19 protein-coding genes are annotated in these 13,848 nt (G+C 67.4%); 7 read left to right on the forward strand and 12 right to left on the reverse strand.

Annotated features, from left to right (window positions below; genetic code table 11):
• Positions 1-131: 131 nt before the first annotated feature.
• Positions 132-983: an alpha/beta fold hydrolase gene (locus FEK34_RS16540; protein ID WP_138448709.1), complete on the forward strand. Its 852-nt coding sequence runs from the start codon at positions 132-134 to the stop codon at positions 981-983.
• A gap of 147 nt (positions 984-1,130) precedes the next feature.
• Here the strand turns inward: FEK34_RS16540 and FEK34_RS16545 are convergent, their stop codons facing one another.
• Positions 1,131-1,781 carry a slipin family protein gene (locus FEK34_RS16545; protein WP_138448710.1) on the reverse strand — a complete coding sequence of 217 codons (651 nt, stop codon included), beginning with the start codon at positions 1,779-1,781 and terminating at the stop codon, positions 1,131-1,133.
• 708 nt (positions 1,782-2,489) lie between these two features.
• On the opposite strand from FEK34_RS16545, the gene FEK34_RS16550 reads away from it, so the two are divergent.
• Entirely contained in the window at positions 2,490-3,002 is a 513-nt protein-coding gene (locus FEK34_RS16550) for a GNAT family N-acetyltransferase (protein ID WP_138448711.1), read from the forward strand.
• A 62-nt stretch (positions 3,003-3,064) separates the two neighbouring features.
• Here the strand turns inward: FEK34_RS16550 and FEK34_RS16555 are convergent, their stop codons facing one another.
• The 4 genes from FEK34_RS16555 to FEK34_RS30825 all read right to left on the reverse strand — a co-directional run bounded on the left by FEK34_RS16555 (position 3,065) and on the right by FEK34_RS30825 (position 7,160).
• On the reverse strand, positions 3,065-3,784 hold the full coding sequence (locus tag FEK34_RS16555) for a hypothetical protein (RefSeq protein WP_138448712.1): 720 nt from the start codon (positions 3,782-3,784) through the stop codon (positions 3,065-3,067).
• Positions 3,772-4,368: a TetR family transcriptional regulator gene (locus tag FEK34_RS16560; protein WP_171048250.1), complete on the reverse strand. Its 597-nt coding sequence runs from the start codon at positions 4,366-4,368 to the stop codon at positions 3,772-3,774. The genes FEK34_RS16555 and FEK34_RS16560 overlap by 13 nt, the downstream gene beginning before the upstream one ends.
• Positions 4,361-5,419, reverse strand: coding sequence for an NAD(P)H-dependent amine dehydrogenase family protein (locus FEK34_RS16565; protein WP_138448714.1), 1,059 nt, complete (start codon positions 5,417-5,419; stop codon positions 4,361-4,363). The genes FEK34_RS16560 and FEK34_RS16565 overlap by 8 nt, the downstream gene beginning before the upstream one ends.
• A gap of 415 nt (positions 5,420-5,834) precedes the next feature.
• The gene (locus FEK34_RS30825) at positions 5,835-7,160 is read right to left on the reverse strand and encodes a tetratricopeptide repeat protein (protein WP_249359285.1); all 1,326 of its coding nucleotides are present in this window, start codon (positions 7,158-7,160) and stop codon (positions 5,835-5,837) included.
• A 110-nt stretch (positions 7,161-7,270) separates the two neighbouring features.
• On the opposite strand from FEK34_RS30825, the gene FEK34_RS16575 reads away from it, so the two are divergent.
• The 3 genes from FEK34_RS16575 to FEK34_RS16580 are packed head-to-tail and all read left to right on the forward strand — an operon-like array spanning position 7,271 to position 7,984.
• The gene (locus FEK34_RS16575; RefSeq protein ID WP_249359287.1) at positions 7,271-7,528 is read left to right on the forward strand and encodes a hypothetical protein; all 258 of its coding nucleotides are present in this window, start codon (positions 7,271-7,273) and stop codon (positions 7,526-7,528) included.
• Positions 7,525-7,680: a hypothetical protein gene (locus FEK34_RS30025; protein WP_171048251.1), complete on the forward strand. Its 156-nt coding sequence runs from the start codon at positions 7,525-7,527 to the stop codon at positions 7,678-7,680. Before FEK34_RS16575 ends, FEK34_RS30025 begins: the two co-directional genes overlap by 4 nt.
• A 10-nt stretch (positions 7,681-7,690) precedes the next feature.
• Positions 7,691-7,984: a hypothetical protein gene (locus FEK34_RS16580; RefSeq protein ID WP_171048252.1), complete on the forward strand. Its 294-nt coding sequence runs from the start codon at positions 7,691-7,693 to the stop codon at positions 7,982-7,984.
• 75 nt (positions 7,985-8,059) lie between these two features.
• On the opposite strand, the gene FEK34_RS30830 is transcribed toward FEK34_RS16580, so the two are convergent.
• Positions 8,060-8,428 carry a hypothetical protein gene (locus tag FEK34_RS30830; RefSeq protein WP_249359290.1) on the reverse strand — a complete coding sequence of 123 codons (369 nt, stop codon included), beginning with the start codon at positions 8,426-8,428 and terminating at the stop codon, positions 8,060-8,062.
• Between the two features lie 77 nt (positions 8,429-8,505).
• On the opposite strand from FEK34_RS30830, the gene FEK34_RS30835 reads away from it, so the two are divergent.
• The gene (locus FEK34_RS30835) at positions 8,506-8,673 is read left to right on the forward strand and encodes a hypothetical protein (RefSeq protein WP_249359293.1); all 168 of its coding nucleotides are present in this window, start codon (positions 8,506-8,508) and stop codon (positions 8,671-8,673) included.
• A gap of 230 nt (positions 8,674-8,903) precedes the next feature.
• Here FEK34_RS30835 and FEK34_RS16590 read toward each other — a convergent pair whose 3' ends face one another.
• The 5 genes from FEK34_RS16590 to FEK34_RS16610 all read right to left on the reverse strand — a co-directional run bounded on the left by FEK34_RS16590 (position 8,904) and on the right by FEK34_RS16610 (position 12,090).
• Positions 8,904-9,638, reverse strand: a complete 735-nt coding sequence (locus tag FEK34_RS16590; protein ID WP_138448715.1) for a twin-arginine translocation signal domain-containing protein — start codon at positions 9,636-9,638, stop codon at positions 8,904-8,906.
• 68 nt (positions 9,639-9,706) lie between these two features.
• Positions 9,707-10,579 carry a membrane protein insertase YidC gene (gene yidC / locus FEK34_RS16595; protein ID WP_138448716.1) on the reverse strand — a complete coding sequence of 291 codons (873 nt, stop codon included), beginning with the start codon at positions 10,577-10,579 and terminating at the stop codon, positions 9,707-9,709.
• A gap of 96 nt (positions 10,580-10,675) precedes the next feature.
• On the reverse strand, positions 10,676-10,969 hold the full coding sequence (locus tag FEK34_RS16600) for a DUF6412 domain-containing protein (protein WP_138448717.1): 294 nt from the start codon (positions 10,967-10,969) through the stop codon (positions 10,676-10,678).
• Positions 10,970-11,186: 217 nt separating this feature from the next.
• Positions 11,187-11,822, reverse strand: coding sequence for a Uma2 family endonuclease (locus FEK34_RS16605; RefSeq protein WP_138448718.1), 636 nt, complete (start codon positions 11,820-11,822; stop codon positions 11,187-11,189).
• A gap of 70 nt (positions 11,823-11,892) precedes the next feature.
• Positions 11,893-12,090 (reverse strand): hypothetical protein, encoded by a 198-nt coding sequence (locus FEK34_RS16610; RefSeq protein ID WP_138448719.1) that lies wholly within the window; start codon positions 12,088-12,090, stop codon positions 11,893-11,895.
• 25 nt (positions 12,091-12,115) lie between these two features.
• Here FEK34_RS16610 and FEK34_RS16615 point away from each other — a divergent pair, with 25 nt between their 5' ends.
• The gene (locus FEK34_RS16615) at positions 12,116-12,616 is read left to right on the forward strand and encodes a CGNR zinc finger domain-containing protein (protein WP_138448720.1); all 501 of its coding nucleotides are present in this window, start codon (positions 12,116-12,118) and stop codon (positions 12,614-12,616) included.
• Positions 12,617-12,622: 6 nt separating this feature from the next.
• Here the strand turns inward: FEK34_RS16615 and FEK34_RS16620 are convergent, their stop codons facing one another.
• Positions 12,623-13,810, reverse strand: coding sequence for a DUF418 domain-containing protein (locus tag FEK34_RS16620; protein ID WP_138448721.1), 1,188 nt, complete (start codon positions 13,808-13,810; stop codon positions 12,623-12,625).
• Positions 13,811-13,848 lie beyond the last annotated feature (38 nt).

Below are 13,848 nucleotides of genomic sequence, written 5' to 3' on the forward strand. Positions count from 1 at the left end.
GATCCCCGAATCGACGACTCGGCCCGCCACGCAACAAGCAACGTGGCGGGCCGAGTCGTACGAGCACCGATGATTCTCGGGTGGGTCTGTCGTCGATACCTGTGGGTATACCGATAGACAGGAGTCCAGACATGACGAGACCGACGAGCTCGGTGCGGGTGAACGGTGTGGATCTCGGCATCGAGAGCTTCGGCCGCGACAGCGATCCGCTGGTCCTACTGGTCGGCGGCACGACGATGTTGTCCTGGCCCGACCCGCTGTGCGAGCGGCTCGCGTCGGGCGGGCGGCGCGTGGTGCGCTACGACCTGCGCGATTCCGGCGCCTCGACAACCCTAGACCCGGAGAATCCGGCCTATGACCTGCGGGATCTCGTCGCCGATGCGGTCGCGTTGGTCGAGGCGCTCGGTGCCGGGACCGCTCATCTCGGTGGGGTCGGCGTCGGTGGAATGGTGGCTCAGGTCGCCGCGTTGGACCACCCCGACGTGTTCACCGCACTGACTCTCGTCGGCACTCGGGCGGTGGCGCCCGGCCCGGTCGACGAGGATTTGCCCGACCACGACCACGCGGTCCTGGGTGCGCTGTTCGCCCGCCCGCAGCCGGACTGGACCGACCGGGAAGCTGTCGCGGCATTCGCCGCCTCGGCGGCCGAGGTTCTGGGCGACGATCCGGAGCAGGCGCGGGCGACCGCGGCCCGAATCTGGGACCGGACACCGTCGAGCGATCCCGTTGTGCACCAGGCCAATCAGCTGGGAATGGTGTTCTCGCGGATCGACTGCGCCCCGCGCTGGCGGGAGCGCCTCGGTGAGCTGGATGTGCCCACCCTCGTGGTGCACGGTCGCGCCGACCCGTTTTTCCCGGTCGGCAACGGCGAGGCCCTCGCCGCCGAGATCCCCGGGGCACGACTGCTCGTCCTCGACGACATGGGTACCGCTCTGCGCACCGCCGCATCCGACCGGATCGCTGCCGGGATGCTCGCCCTATAACTGCCCCGCGGGCGGTATCGGTGGACGGCCACCCCGCGGCCGTCGAGCAGCCGACCCGGTCCAGCGCGCTCGTCGGCGCATGGTGAGCCGAGTTCGCGGGGCTGCCGGCGGTTCTCCGGCCACGATGGGCCAAGAACCGCCGGGCCGTCAGCGGTTGTCGCGCGGATCGAGCACGACCTGCGTGCCCGGTGTCGCCGCCACCTGGAGCGTCCGCAGCCGCAGCAGTGCCGGGTGCTCCTCGAGCAGCCGTGCGGTGTTGGCCAGCGACCGCAGGGCGGCGGCCTCGGCGCGGGCGCGCTCGAGCTCGGCGCGGCCGCGTTCCTTGGCCAGCACCGTTTCCAGCGCCGCCTTGCGCAGCTCACCCGGCAGCATCAGATCACGCGCCCGCAGGCCGCTGACCTCGATGCCCAGGCCCGCGACGGCGGTGGTGACGGGCGCGAGATCGGCGGTGAGCAGGCTGCGGTCGGCGACCAGCGCATCCAGCGGATGGGCGGCCACGACCTCGCGGACCGCGTCCTGCACCGCCGCGTACAGCACGGTTTCGGAATTCTGCGCACCCGTGGTGAACGCGACCGGATCGGTGACCTGCCAGTTCAGCGCGAAGCTCGCCCGCAGCGACAGACCGTCGGAAGTGAGCAGCTCCTGGCCGGTGACGTGCATCAGCCGCGGCCGCATGTCGACCTCGACCAACGTGCAGCGCTTGGCGTCATACCGGTGGCGACCGGGTTCGAGCACCCGCTCCAGGGTGCCGTCGCGATAGAGCAGCGTGCGCCGCCATGCCATGACCGTCGTGTACATTTCTCACTCCCTCCCGGAGTCGTGTCTTCATGGAGCCCAAGGCATGTGGATGCCACCCACCCGATCCCGACGACGCGGCGGGGGCTTCCCCCGGCCGGAGCCGGAGAGCCCGCAGGACCACGCCACCGCAGCGGATCGGGGTGGGGGACACCATGTGCGGGAGTCGAACCCAGCAGACTTGCAGTCTGAGCCACCAAGGCACGATCGAGCCGACACGGGGAACGCGGGCCGGAGATTCCGGTGCGCCCCTTGCTCTCTCGCAGGGGTTACGGTATTCGAGCTGCGGCGCGCCGGCGAGTGAATTTCGGCGTGCGCCTCACCCCTTGGCGAGGTTGATGTTGCGCATGGTGACCAGCGCGGTGGCGCGGTCGACACGATGACGCCTGAAAGCTGCCAGTCGATGCCGGCCACCTGCTGTGGGCTCGGCGACACCCGATTGCCACCGCATCGCCGAACCGATAGATTGGCAGCGCATTGTTCAGCCGCAGCAGATGACCCGGAGGTGAGTTGATGACCGCGCCGATGACCGCTGTCGTCCTCGACACCCGGGATGTGCTCGCCGTTCACGTCTGAGCTGAACCACTCCCTTCTCAACCGCTCGGCCAGGTCTGACGATCGATCGCTGGGCTGCGGGTGCTGTGTCAACAGCGGTCACTCCTCGAAATATGTGTCCCTGTGACCGATACACACCTCAGGAGAATTCCGACTATGTCCAGCAATAATCTCTGGCTGACCCGCCCCGAAACCCCGTCCGATATCGAGGCGATCCGGCGGATCAACCTCGCGGCGTTCGACACCGCGGAAGAGGCAGACCTCGTCGACGCACTGCGCACCGACCCGGGATGGATCGACGGGCTGTCGATGATCAGCACCGGCCTCGACGGAACACCCGTCGGGCACGCCCTGCTGACTCGCTGCCATATCGACAGCACCCCCGCGCTGTGTCTGGCCCCGTGCGCCGTACTTCCCGAATTCCACAGCAGCGGTGCCGGTTCAGCGGTGATCCGCGCGGTCCTCGACGCCGCCACCAAGCGTGGTGAGTCGTTCGTGGTCGTGCTCGGCCACCCGCACTACTACCCGCGATTCGGGTTCGAACGCGCCATCCGCCACGGCATCGGCCTGAGCATCGAGGTACCCGAGGACGCGTTGATGGCCATGAGCCTCAACGATCGGCCGCTGCCGAGCGGGACGGTCCGCTACGCGCCGCCGTTCGGGATCTGATCAGTTCGCCCGTTGCGCCCACCGGGGGCGCAACGGGCGGCACCTCGGTTCCTGGTGCGGGCTCAGCGCAGGAAGCTGTAGGAATCGCCGTTGATCAGGATGATGCTGGCGACCATGCCCCAGGCCGGCGCGAAGAGCCACAGGCTGTTCGTTCCGCCGATGAAGAGCACCAGGTCGCGCTTCTTGTGGCCGAGGTATTCCTTGTTGAAGAAATAGGCGAGGTAGTAGAGCACCGTTCCGTAGAACATCATCCAGAAGATGATCAGGCCGATGATCCCCAACGTGCGCGCGGGCATGATGTCGAAGGTGAGGCCGTAGATGAACAGCAGCGACGGGATCAGCGTCACGTACCCGTTGCCCGAGTCGACCCAGAACCCGAACGACTTCCGGTTGGCGTAGGCGGGATCGAACAGCGAGTAGGACGACCACACCTGCGCCCACGTGCTGGGCCGCACGATCTCATGGAGTCGAATGGGGGCGGTGAAGAAGTCGATCACCCGGTCGAGTTCGCGTCCGCGGTACTCGGCGACGAACTGCTCGTGCTGGCGCTCGATCAGCGAGATGCGCAGATTCAGCGCGATCTCCCACAGCGCGATCATCACGTTGATCCAGGTGAAGCTCACCAGAACGAGGTGCCCGACATTGACGCCGTGGCGCCCGATATGCAGGGCGATCGGTACCGCGGCCCCGGCCACGACGAACGCGGCGATCACCATCCAGACGCGCAGAATTCCGGCGCTGCGCGCGGGGTGCGCCGCGGTGGGCTCGGTTACTTCCAGCATTGGGTACGCGTTCCTTCCAGAGCTTGTTCGGTGAGCTGATGCAAGGTGGGGCCGCGCGGATCGTCGCGTTCGAGCCAGCGCAGGAAGGCGAATTCGGCGGCCGCGAGCAGGGTGTGGACGAGCAGGCCTGGCCTGATGTCCTCGTCGGGGTGCACGTCCATTCGTTCGCCGAGCAGCTTGGTCAGCTGCGCGCGTTCGAACGGGCCGACCACCGCGACCCGGTCGAGTAGGTGTGGAGTGGCCCGGATCGCGGCGCGCCAATGGTCCAGTGCCTCTTCGTCGTCGACGAACGCCCGGCTCCACCGCAGACTCGCTTGGCACAGCGCTTCCTCGGGCGACTCACTGCGCGGCCGGGCTTGCAGATTCTCAACGATGGCCGCACCCGCTCGCCGCAGAGTGCCGAGCAGCAGGTCTTCCTTGCTGGTCACATAGCGGAAGTAGGTGCTGTGCCCGATCCCGGCGGCCGCCGCGATCTCCTCGGTGGTCACCGCGTCGAAACCGCGCTCGGCGAACAATCGCAACGCCGCACGTTGAATGTCTTGGCGGACCAGTGCCTTCTGGCGGTCGCGCAATGATTCAGCCACGGGTGGCTCCGAGGTCCGGATGCGCGCGGCCGGCGACGACGGGCAGGTCCAGGCTCGACTTGATACCGGGCGGGGCGGCGCATACGTACGGGATGGAATTCACGCAGTGGTTCGCCGTCGCGACGATGCCCGGATTGCGTTTCAGGCCCTCGGCGATGGACGCGGGCTGCCAGCCGCGAATGGTCACGAAGGTGTCGGGATCTCCCTTGATCTCGATCTCGTAGCGTTCCCCGTCGGGCCCGAACTCCCAGGCCGGCTCCAGGTTCTGCTCGCCCATCAGCCAGTTGACCGCGATCCGGACGACGGACCGGTCGCCGATCATCGCGTCCCAGGTGAAACGCTGCGCCGCGACCAGTCCCGGTTCGATGATCCCCATCGGCGATTCGATCGGTGCGGTGGCTACGGCGATGTCGTGGGAGGTCCGGATCGGCGCGTCGGCGAACCCGAGCGTGTCCAGGCACATCTGGACCGACTGGGTGAACCCGCCGGTCAGCAGGCCGAGCATTGGGGACTTGCGCGCCTGCTCGGGGGTCGCGCCGAAACCCATCACCGACCGCAGCACGTCGGGGGCGTCGTAGGTGCGCATGTCGGAGAACTCCTCGGCCCGCACGAACGTCACCTTCGACGACATGGCCGAGAGCACCAGCGGATGCAGATCGGTCGTCCCACCCGGATTGATGCCGATGCCGTGCAAGGTGACGCCGCCGTCGACGCACGCCTGCGCCACAGCGGCATCGCGGTCACTCGGATAGAACCAGCCGACCGGGGTGACCACGTTCTTGCCGGATCGCAGGATCCGCGCCACCTCACCGGCGTTCGGAATCAGCGGCGCGTACACCACGGCGTCCGCGTCCATCGCCAAGACCTCATCGACGTCACCGGTGGCGGTGACCCCCAGCGGCGCCGTGCCGACGATGTCGCCGACGTCTTTGCCGAGCTTGGCCTCGGAATGCACATAGCACCCGACCAACTCCAACTCGGGATGAGCCAGCACCGCCTCGATCGCCGCCTTGCCGACCCCGCCGGTCGCCCACTGGATAACGCGCAGCACGGATGCTCCTTCGGAGGTAGTGGCTCTTGATGTGAGAGAGGCTCTCACATGCGGTCGGCTCGGCGCAATGCCAGGGTGCGGTGCGGTTGGTCAGCACCGGGCAGGGCCGGGCGCTCTGCCGGTGCCGGGGCGCGGCCTTGCCTGTCCGTACTGGGGTTCCTGGGAGCCGGGTGTGCCGGTGGAGTGCGGAGGGTGGGATGTGGCAATGCCCGGGTGGGTTGCGGTTGATCAGCACGGGGCGGAGCTGGGCGGCACCGAGCTCAGGAGTTCGGACTCCGTGCTGGAGCGGAAGCCCGCATAGGTTCGGATGCCCGCTCATGGTGCGTTCAGTACGCGTTTCGTGCGGCTGAGGCGTACGAAACGCAGACCTCCGTGGGGGAGCCGGAGCGGTTGCCATGCTGGGGTGAGCCGCGCGTCATCCCCGGAGGATCGCCTCCACTTCGGCTACCCGCCGATGCAGGCGGACAGAGTTCAGTTCTGCGGCGTCGGCTCGAACTGCTTCGAGGGTTTCGTGCGCGGCGGCGGGTTGCCCGCCGCGGGCGTAAGCCTCGGCGAGCCAGGACCGATAGAGCGTCGCCTCGCGCTTCCTGCCCGCTGGATAGCGTTCGATGGCTGGGGTCAGCAGGGTTTCGGCTTCGACGCTGTTGCCCAGTTGGACCGCGCAACGGGCGCGCATGACGTCGATCTCGTCGCGGTTGAGCCAGTACACCCAATCGGGTTCGTCGTCGCCTGGTGAGCGGCGATCGTATTCGTCGTCGACAGCGTCGAGGGCTCGGCGGGCTCCCTCGGGGTCTGCTGCCTTTGCCGCCGCCCAGGCCACACGCTCACCGAGCAGCGCGCGCACCACCGGAGGCGCGTCAGTTGATGCCCCACGCAGAGCGGTACGTGCCAGGAGTGCTGCATCGCGGGCATCGCCGGTGTTCGTCATCTGATAGGCGAGTGTCGAGAGCAGCTGCCCGGCCAGCGGCCGGTCGCCTGCTTCGGTAGCTGCCGTCACTCCGTCGAGGTAGGCGTGCTGCGCTTCGGCGTATCGTCCGGCATCGGAATACACCCACCCGGCCAGCTGTGACAGCTCGGCCACGACACGCAGCAGGCGGCGCTTGATATCGGAGGTGTATGTGCCGTCGCGCACCACCGAACGAGCGGCATCCAGATCGCATCGCACCACCGGATGTAATGCCGCGCCGCCGACGACATCGTCCAGACGGCGCAGTTCTACGACGCGCCGCTCCATCTCGGCAGCCAGGCCCGCTCCGACCTGCCGTCCCGGCGCCAGATGCTCGTCCAGCCGAGGATCGGTCACCAGCCATTCGTGCGCGACGCGCAGTGGATCGTCGTGTCGTCCGAACGAATCGGGAACTGCGGGCAGCATTCGCCGATAAGCCATCCTGATCTCTTCGCTGATAGGGCGCTGACTGCGTTCGATCTGCGAAAGATAGGCGGCGCTCCAATGGGTCCGGCGAGCGAATTCACGCAGCCCTATCCCAGCGGCTTCCCGTGCCGCGCGGAGGGCCCTCCCGGTGCTGATTTCCTCGCCCATCACGCGCCCCTTTCCGATCGGTCGGTCACTGCGCACAGTGTGCGAACACGCTGCTGACATCCTGCAACCACCGTAAGCGCTCCAGCGCGAGAGTTGCGTGCCTAACGTGTGTTTCGCGCACGCTGCCAGGCGGTTTGGGTCATCGTCGATCGACGCTGCGACGCCGATGCCCACCAAGCGCCCGGCGGCGCGCGAATTCATCCGACACGGCCTGGGAAGGGCCGAAAGCAGGGGGTTCAATGACTGGTCGCTCGAACGCGCTGGGGTTGGTCCGGCGTGATATTCCCGGCTCACCGGACCGATGGAGTGAAGTGCTGGCCGAACTCGCTGAGCGGCATGGTTTTCGGCTCGCCTACACCGTGGAACTGGTTGCAGGACGGATGATCTCGCATCCGGCGATGGCGCAGCATATTGCCGAACATGATGCTGCCGCCGTGATCGTTCCATCTTTCGAGCACGCCGAGGCGGTGCGGCGCACGATCACCGGTGCCGCTGCGCTGATCACGCCTATGCGGATCTATCCGCGCGGTCATCGGTGGCCCGCATCGGAGACGGGTGGTCGGCTGTGACGATCTGGGATGTCGTGCTGGTACTTCTCGTGGTTTCCCTGCTGGTGGTGACTGGCGCGGCCCTGCTGTGGCCGGTGCGCGGTTCATCGACAAGCGCGGACGAATGCGGGCGGGAATCCGATGATGGTTCGCGCATTGCGGACGAGAGCTGAGGTCCGGGTTATGCGGGTACGGCCGACGGCGTTGGCGTGGATCGACGCGGAGCTGAGCGTCGCATTCGACGCGGAGGCGGTGCAGGTGCGGAGTTTGGCGCGGCGGTTGGGGTACGAGCTGGTCTGGCCGGATGAGGGGGCGTTTCTTCCGTTGGTCGAGCAGGTGCGTGCTGCCGATGTCGACGCGGTGATCATGCCCGCTCCCGACCATGTGGATCCGCTGACCTTGCACAATCTGATGATGCTCGGTGATGTCGAAACAGTGTGGCCGCGAATATCTTTCGCGCGTTGGTGCGCGATGTGATCGATTCCGGGTGGCGCGCGACAGCCAGGGCCTCGCGGATCGGGGCGTCAAGGGGCAGGCGGGGGCGGACGTCCCTCAGAAGTTCGCGACGACCAGTCGATAGCCCGCATCGAATTCGTGACGGTCGAGCAGGTCGCGGTGGCGGTCGGCCCACACGCCGCTGTCGAGGTCGGCGCGCAACTGTCGTATCCCGGGCTCCAACGCGCTGCGCGGGGTGAGCGCCAGCATCGACATTCCGGCCTGTATCTCCGGCCGTAGGTAGGCGTGCGGCCGCCGCCAGTACGCCGCGCCGAATCCATCGGTGCAGTCGGCGGGGACCGGAACAGGACGAATGTCGACAGTTCCCGGCAGGGCGCCGATCAATCGGTCCAGCGCGACCGCGAGCCGGGCATCGGTGGTGGCGGCTGCGGGCAGGTAGTCGCGGAGCAGCCAGAAAGTGCGCATCACCTGGTGGTCCCACGTCAGGATGACGATGCGGCGGCGTGCGATGCGGGTGAGTTCGGCAATTCCCTGCTCGAGATGTGACCAAGTGGTGCACGGTCAGTACTGCCAATGCGGCGTCGACGGCATCGGTGCGCAGCGGCAGATGCTCGGCGACGCCACGCACCGCCGATGCCGCACCGGGCGGGCGCTGGGCGATCATCACCGAACTGGGCTCCACCGCCACCGCAGTCCGGGCCGGCTCGTAGGCGCCTGCGCCCGCGCCGATGTTCGCTACCGAAGTCATTCCATCCAACGCGCGCCGGATCAGCGCCGCGATCCGCGGATCCGACTGTCGGGTAAGCGAATAGGTCGCACCAGTAGTGTCGTAGAGCATCGACGTCCCCCTCGTCCGGTACAGCCATTCTCGCACCCCGAATCGGCGAGCGGCTGTGCACGAGGTTCACTGGCGGAGCTCACACCGTGGGGCAAGGCAGAATCACCCGTTCGGCAGCCGCCCATGAACCACGTGAAGACCCTCGAGGATGGCGAACGTGGCATCGTCATCGGGCAGTGGTGTATCGAGCGGGCATGCGCCGCACCCCGACCGGGTGGAATCGGATGTAGCGCCGCCGGGCAGGCCGAGGCGGATGGGTCGAGTCAGCTGATACAGCGCACCGCCGGTCGGCGAACCATCGGGGTTCATGCCTTGCGGGGGAGGTGGGAACTCGGCGAGCTCGGCGGTCCACTCTGCGGGCTCGCGGGTGCAGAGCACATAGGGGCCAGGGCAATCGCCGCACTTCTCGAAGATGATGCGGAAACCTTGATTCCACGTTTCTTGCAGCCGGTCCGCCGCGACGCGCCTCAGGGTGCTGTTCGGACCGGTCTCCTCTTCGTCCATGCGGATGGTGATCTTCCCGAACAGCGGGTGAGCTGCTTCGACGGTGAAGTTCAGGGTGCGCAGCCGCACCTGATCCGCGCCTGCCTCGACCACCTGCATGTGTCGTGAACCGATGAAGTTCAACGTCGGCAGTGGCGGTGGCAGGTTGACCACCAACGTGACGCCGAAACCGTTAATGGTCATGGTGAATGCCTGCCCGACCTCGGGCAGCGCGACAGGCTGTGCCGGCTCGGCGCCGGCTCGTCCGGCGGTGGCGAGCACTCCCGCACCCAGCGCGGCCCCGGCGTGGACGATGAACCCTCGACGCGAAATCGACATGGTCATGCGCGACATTGTCGTTCACCAGGGCGCCACCGAAGCCTGTTGCACGACAGGACCGCTTTCTCGGGCGCGCCGACAGGTCACCGCGCGCGCCGGTGCGGTCGGGCACCCGGCCTCGGAGCGGTGCCGGTTCGAACCACAGCGGCGGTATCCCGCCGGGCCTCTTCCCGATCGATCCGGCGATACACGATGCGCTGTTGAGCGAAGGTCCAGGCATTGTTGGTCACGAAGTACAGCAGCACGGCGATCGGCAGCAATGCGCCGCCGATCAGCGCGCCGGCCGGAAACACCCACAGCGACAGGGTGCGCATGAAGGGCAGGCCGGTGGACTCCTGGCGGGAGAGTGCGGTGCGGGCGGTGAAATGGGTGGCGGCGGCCGCGATCACCGTGAGGACGATGGCGACGACGGCGGTGGCCGGACTCGGCTGCCCGGTCAAGGTTGCCGACAGTGGTGCGCCGAAGATGTCGGCGTCCAGGAACGAGCGCACGTCGGCGGCGTCGAAGGCGTAGTTCGCGGTGGTCGCGTTCTGTTCTGGCGTCATCGGTGCCGGCGTCGCGGTGAACGGCAGGTGGGTGGCGGCCGTGGTGCGGTCGAAGGAGCGCAGCACATGGAACAAGCCGAGGAACACGAAAGCCTGGCCGAGCAGCGGCAAACAGCCCGCGAACGGGCTCACGCCGTGTTCGCGGTAGAGCTTCTGTGTTTCGGTGGCCTGCCGCTGCCGATCGTCCGGGAACTTCTTCCGGATCGCCTCGAGCTGAGGATGCAGGCGGCGGATGGCGGCTTGGCTGCGGGCTTGTTTGAGGAAGACGGGAAACAGTGCCGCGCGCAACGTCATCACGAGCAGGACGATGGCGGCGATCCAGGCGAGCGAATCGGTACCGACGACGGCGGCGGCCGCGGTGTGCCACAACGACAGTGCGGCCGAAACAGGAAAGTAGATGAAATCGAGCATGCCGGAGGCACCCCTGACTGAATGATGCGCGCAACGGGCGCGCGAACGGATCGGGTCAGCGTGAAACACCGACGTCGATCAGCACGCGGATCGGCGTCAGCGGTGCCCGAATCCGGGAGCTCGGGGCCGCGGACGCCCGGCGGCATCCGGATTGCTCTGGCGCAGATACGAACCGCGGCGCCTGCGTTGCGCGGCCTGCGGCGGTCCGGCGGCACCGACAGGCACCGGGACCAAACGCATCGACGGAGCCGCAACCAGCGCGACCGCCAGCACGACAGCTACGGCGCCGAACAGCGCGACCGGTTCCCCGGCAGGTGCGGTGAGCAGCACAAGCGCGGGCAGCAGCGCGGTCAGCACCGCACCCACCGTCAACTGCGCCCGCGTGAACATGCCTCGACGATACCGGAGGGCCGAGCAGACCTCGAGCTGTCGCCGGGCAGATCCTCGGTGACCATCAGCACCGTCCCGGTGATCCGGGCGGGTGCGAACTGCTGTTATCCGGAGCGGCGAAACGGCGCGGACCGGCAGAGTCGACGCACGAGGAAAGTGACGGTCGCGCGGGAAATTCAGTGGCCCGGCCACCGGACTCGATCGAGCCTCTGTCGGCTCAGTCCAGGTCGGCGTCCAACGCGTCCCAGGTGATGCTTACGTCGAGCGGGTCGGTGATGGCGACGGCGACGGGGTTGTGTGCACGGAATCGGGTGTCGGTGACCACATATTCGCCCGCGCTGTTCAATCGGAGGATTTCGATGGACTTGACCCGCCCGTCATTGTTTTCCATGCGGACGATCCAATATTGCTCGATGCCGAGGCGGGCATATTCGGCGCGCTTGTCCACGCAGTCCATGGTCACCGTTGCGGGAGAGACCACTTCGACGACCAACAGTGTGTCCGTGGCCGTCGGTTTGGTCTTCCACTTGTCTCGTGGATCGTCGATGCACCGGTAGACGATCGCGTCCGGGCGGCGGAAGTTGAAAGGAACCTCCGAGACCAGCATGTCCAGCTCGCCGCTGGCTTTGAGGCAGGGCAAGCCGGGACCGCGCTTGCGGACGGCCTCGCGTAGCGCCTGCTTGATGGTGTCGGTCACCGCAATATGGTTCGGTGACGGCGATTCGCAGTGCACGGGCATGCCGTCCTTGACCTCGATCGTCTGCGCAAGGTCCTCCGGCATGGCGAGGTAGGTGTCCAGATCGATCTCCGGGATTCCGGCGCGCAGCCACGACCAGTCATACGCCTCAGTCACCGCACCAACATAGCTGGGTACGCCGGCGGTAGGGCACCGGTTCGGGTGCGTGATCGTGCTGACGGGCGGGTCAGCGTTCGGCGCGGACGGGCGACTCGGTGTCGGCAACCGGACTGCCCGCGAATCCGCTGCCGCCGGGTGTCGCGACGACCGCTCCCTCAGCGCAGACGATCCACTGACCGCACACGCACCGCAGGTAGCGGACCGTGCCGTGGGTCGAGACGGCGTCGGGTGTCGGCCAGGAGCAGGAAGGGCAGGTAGCGGGCATGCGTCAAGACTGCTGTAATGGGTTAGTGCATTTCAACCCTTACGGCGGAGCGGCCGCGCAACTCGCTGTCCGGCTGGTCAACGCGGCGCCCGAGCAGAGCCTGTTCGACCTGCTGGACGAGGCCGACTACAAGCCGCTCACCCCGCTCAGCGAGGAGCAGATCGCCGAACTGCGCCGCTGGATCGGGCGGCTCGACGAGGTCTTCACCGCGCCGTCGGTGGACGTGCTCAACGACCTGCTCGCCGAGACGACCAGCCAGCCCTACATCTCCACCCACGACGGTCGCGCGCCACACTTGCACTACTCGCGCATCGACGCGCCGCTGCACGAGCGGGTCAAGGCCTACACGGCGGCAGGGCTGGCGGAACTGTTCTGCGAGGATCCCGGCCGGATCGGACGCTGCGCCCGACCCGGCTGCGCCACGGTCTACGTCGACACCTCGCGCAATGGCCGCCGACGGTTCTGTTCGACGCGGTGCTCGAACCGCGTGCACGTCGCCGACCATCGCAGCCGCCGCTCGGCCTGAGCCGCGCTACTCGCCCGCCAGCCGCCGATAGGTCGCGTTCCACAACCATTCGACCGGGCCGCGGTCGAAGCGCCGCAACCACAGGTGCGCGAAACCGACGATGATGAGCGCCACCACCAGATACACCGCCACCGTGAACGGCACCCTGGCATCGGGGGAGACGCGGGCCGCCAGCCCGAAACCCCAGCCGTAGCAGATGATCGACGCGACCAGGTTCTGCAGGATGTAGCAGCTCAACGCGGTGCGACCGACCTCGGTCAACCGCGCGCCGACGAACCCGGTGCGCGGGCGATCCAGGTAGAAATGCGCGACCAGCGCGAGGATGCCGAGCGAGACGAACGGCGCGATCCCGTAACGGGTGATCAGCACGACGTCACCGCCCACGAACACCCCGAGCAGCAGATCGGCGGGCGCGGCCACACCGAACCCGAGGATCATCAGCCGCTTACGCAGCCGCGCGCCCTCCGGCGCGAACACTCCCGCCCGGTACAGCCGCGCGCCGAGCAGGAACAGTGCGATCGACATCGGGAAGATGAAGATCGCCTCCAACCGGAACCCGAGCGCATTCTCCATCCGGAACAGCACCAGATCCCAGAACGAACCGTCGGCGTAGGGGTTCGGATTCAGCGGTTCGGGGTCGGAGGAGGAGACCGAGCCGCCGTCGGAAGTCATCGCGACGGCCAGCAACGTCAGCATGGTGACGTGAATGCTCGCCTGCACGATCAGCCAGCGCCGCTGCGCCCGCTCGGAGGTGGCCAAGATGTAGGCGACGACCAAACCGGTGAGTGCGTACCCCATCAGCACATCGAATTCCGCGATGAGCAGGAAGTTCAGCAGCCCATCCAGCAGCAGCAGGCCGGCCCGGATCGGGTATTTGCCCGGCCAGCGCCTGCCCGCCCGTTGCGCGGAGGCCTGTTGAATGGCCAGGCCGATCCCGAACATGATCGTCAGCAGTCCGAGGTATTTGCCCTGCGCGAACTGTTGCAGGGCGCGTTCGGCCCAGCCCCATCCGTCCTCGACCGGCGCACCGAGGCGGTTGATATAGCCGATGAGGCCCTCCAGATCGGTGAGGATCCAGATATTGGTGCCGAGGGTGCCGAGGATCGCGATCCCGCGCAGCACGTCGAGAGCGACCAGCCGCGACGGCCGGGCGGCCGGCGTCGCGGAGGTGGTGGTGGTCAGCGATTCGGTCATGGTCCGACTATCGCGCGGGCGGGTGCGCTCACGGGTCC

This window comes from Nocardia cyriacigeorgica (assembly GCF_005863245.1).
GTDB classification, from domain to species: Bacteria; Actinomycetota; Actinomycetes; order Mycobacteriales; family Mycobacteriaceae; genus Nocardia; species Nocardia cyriacigeorgica_C.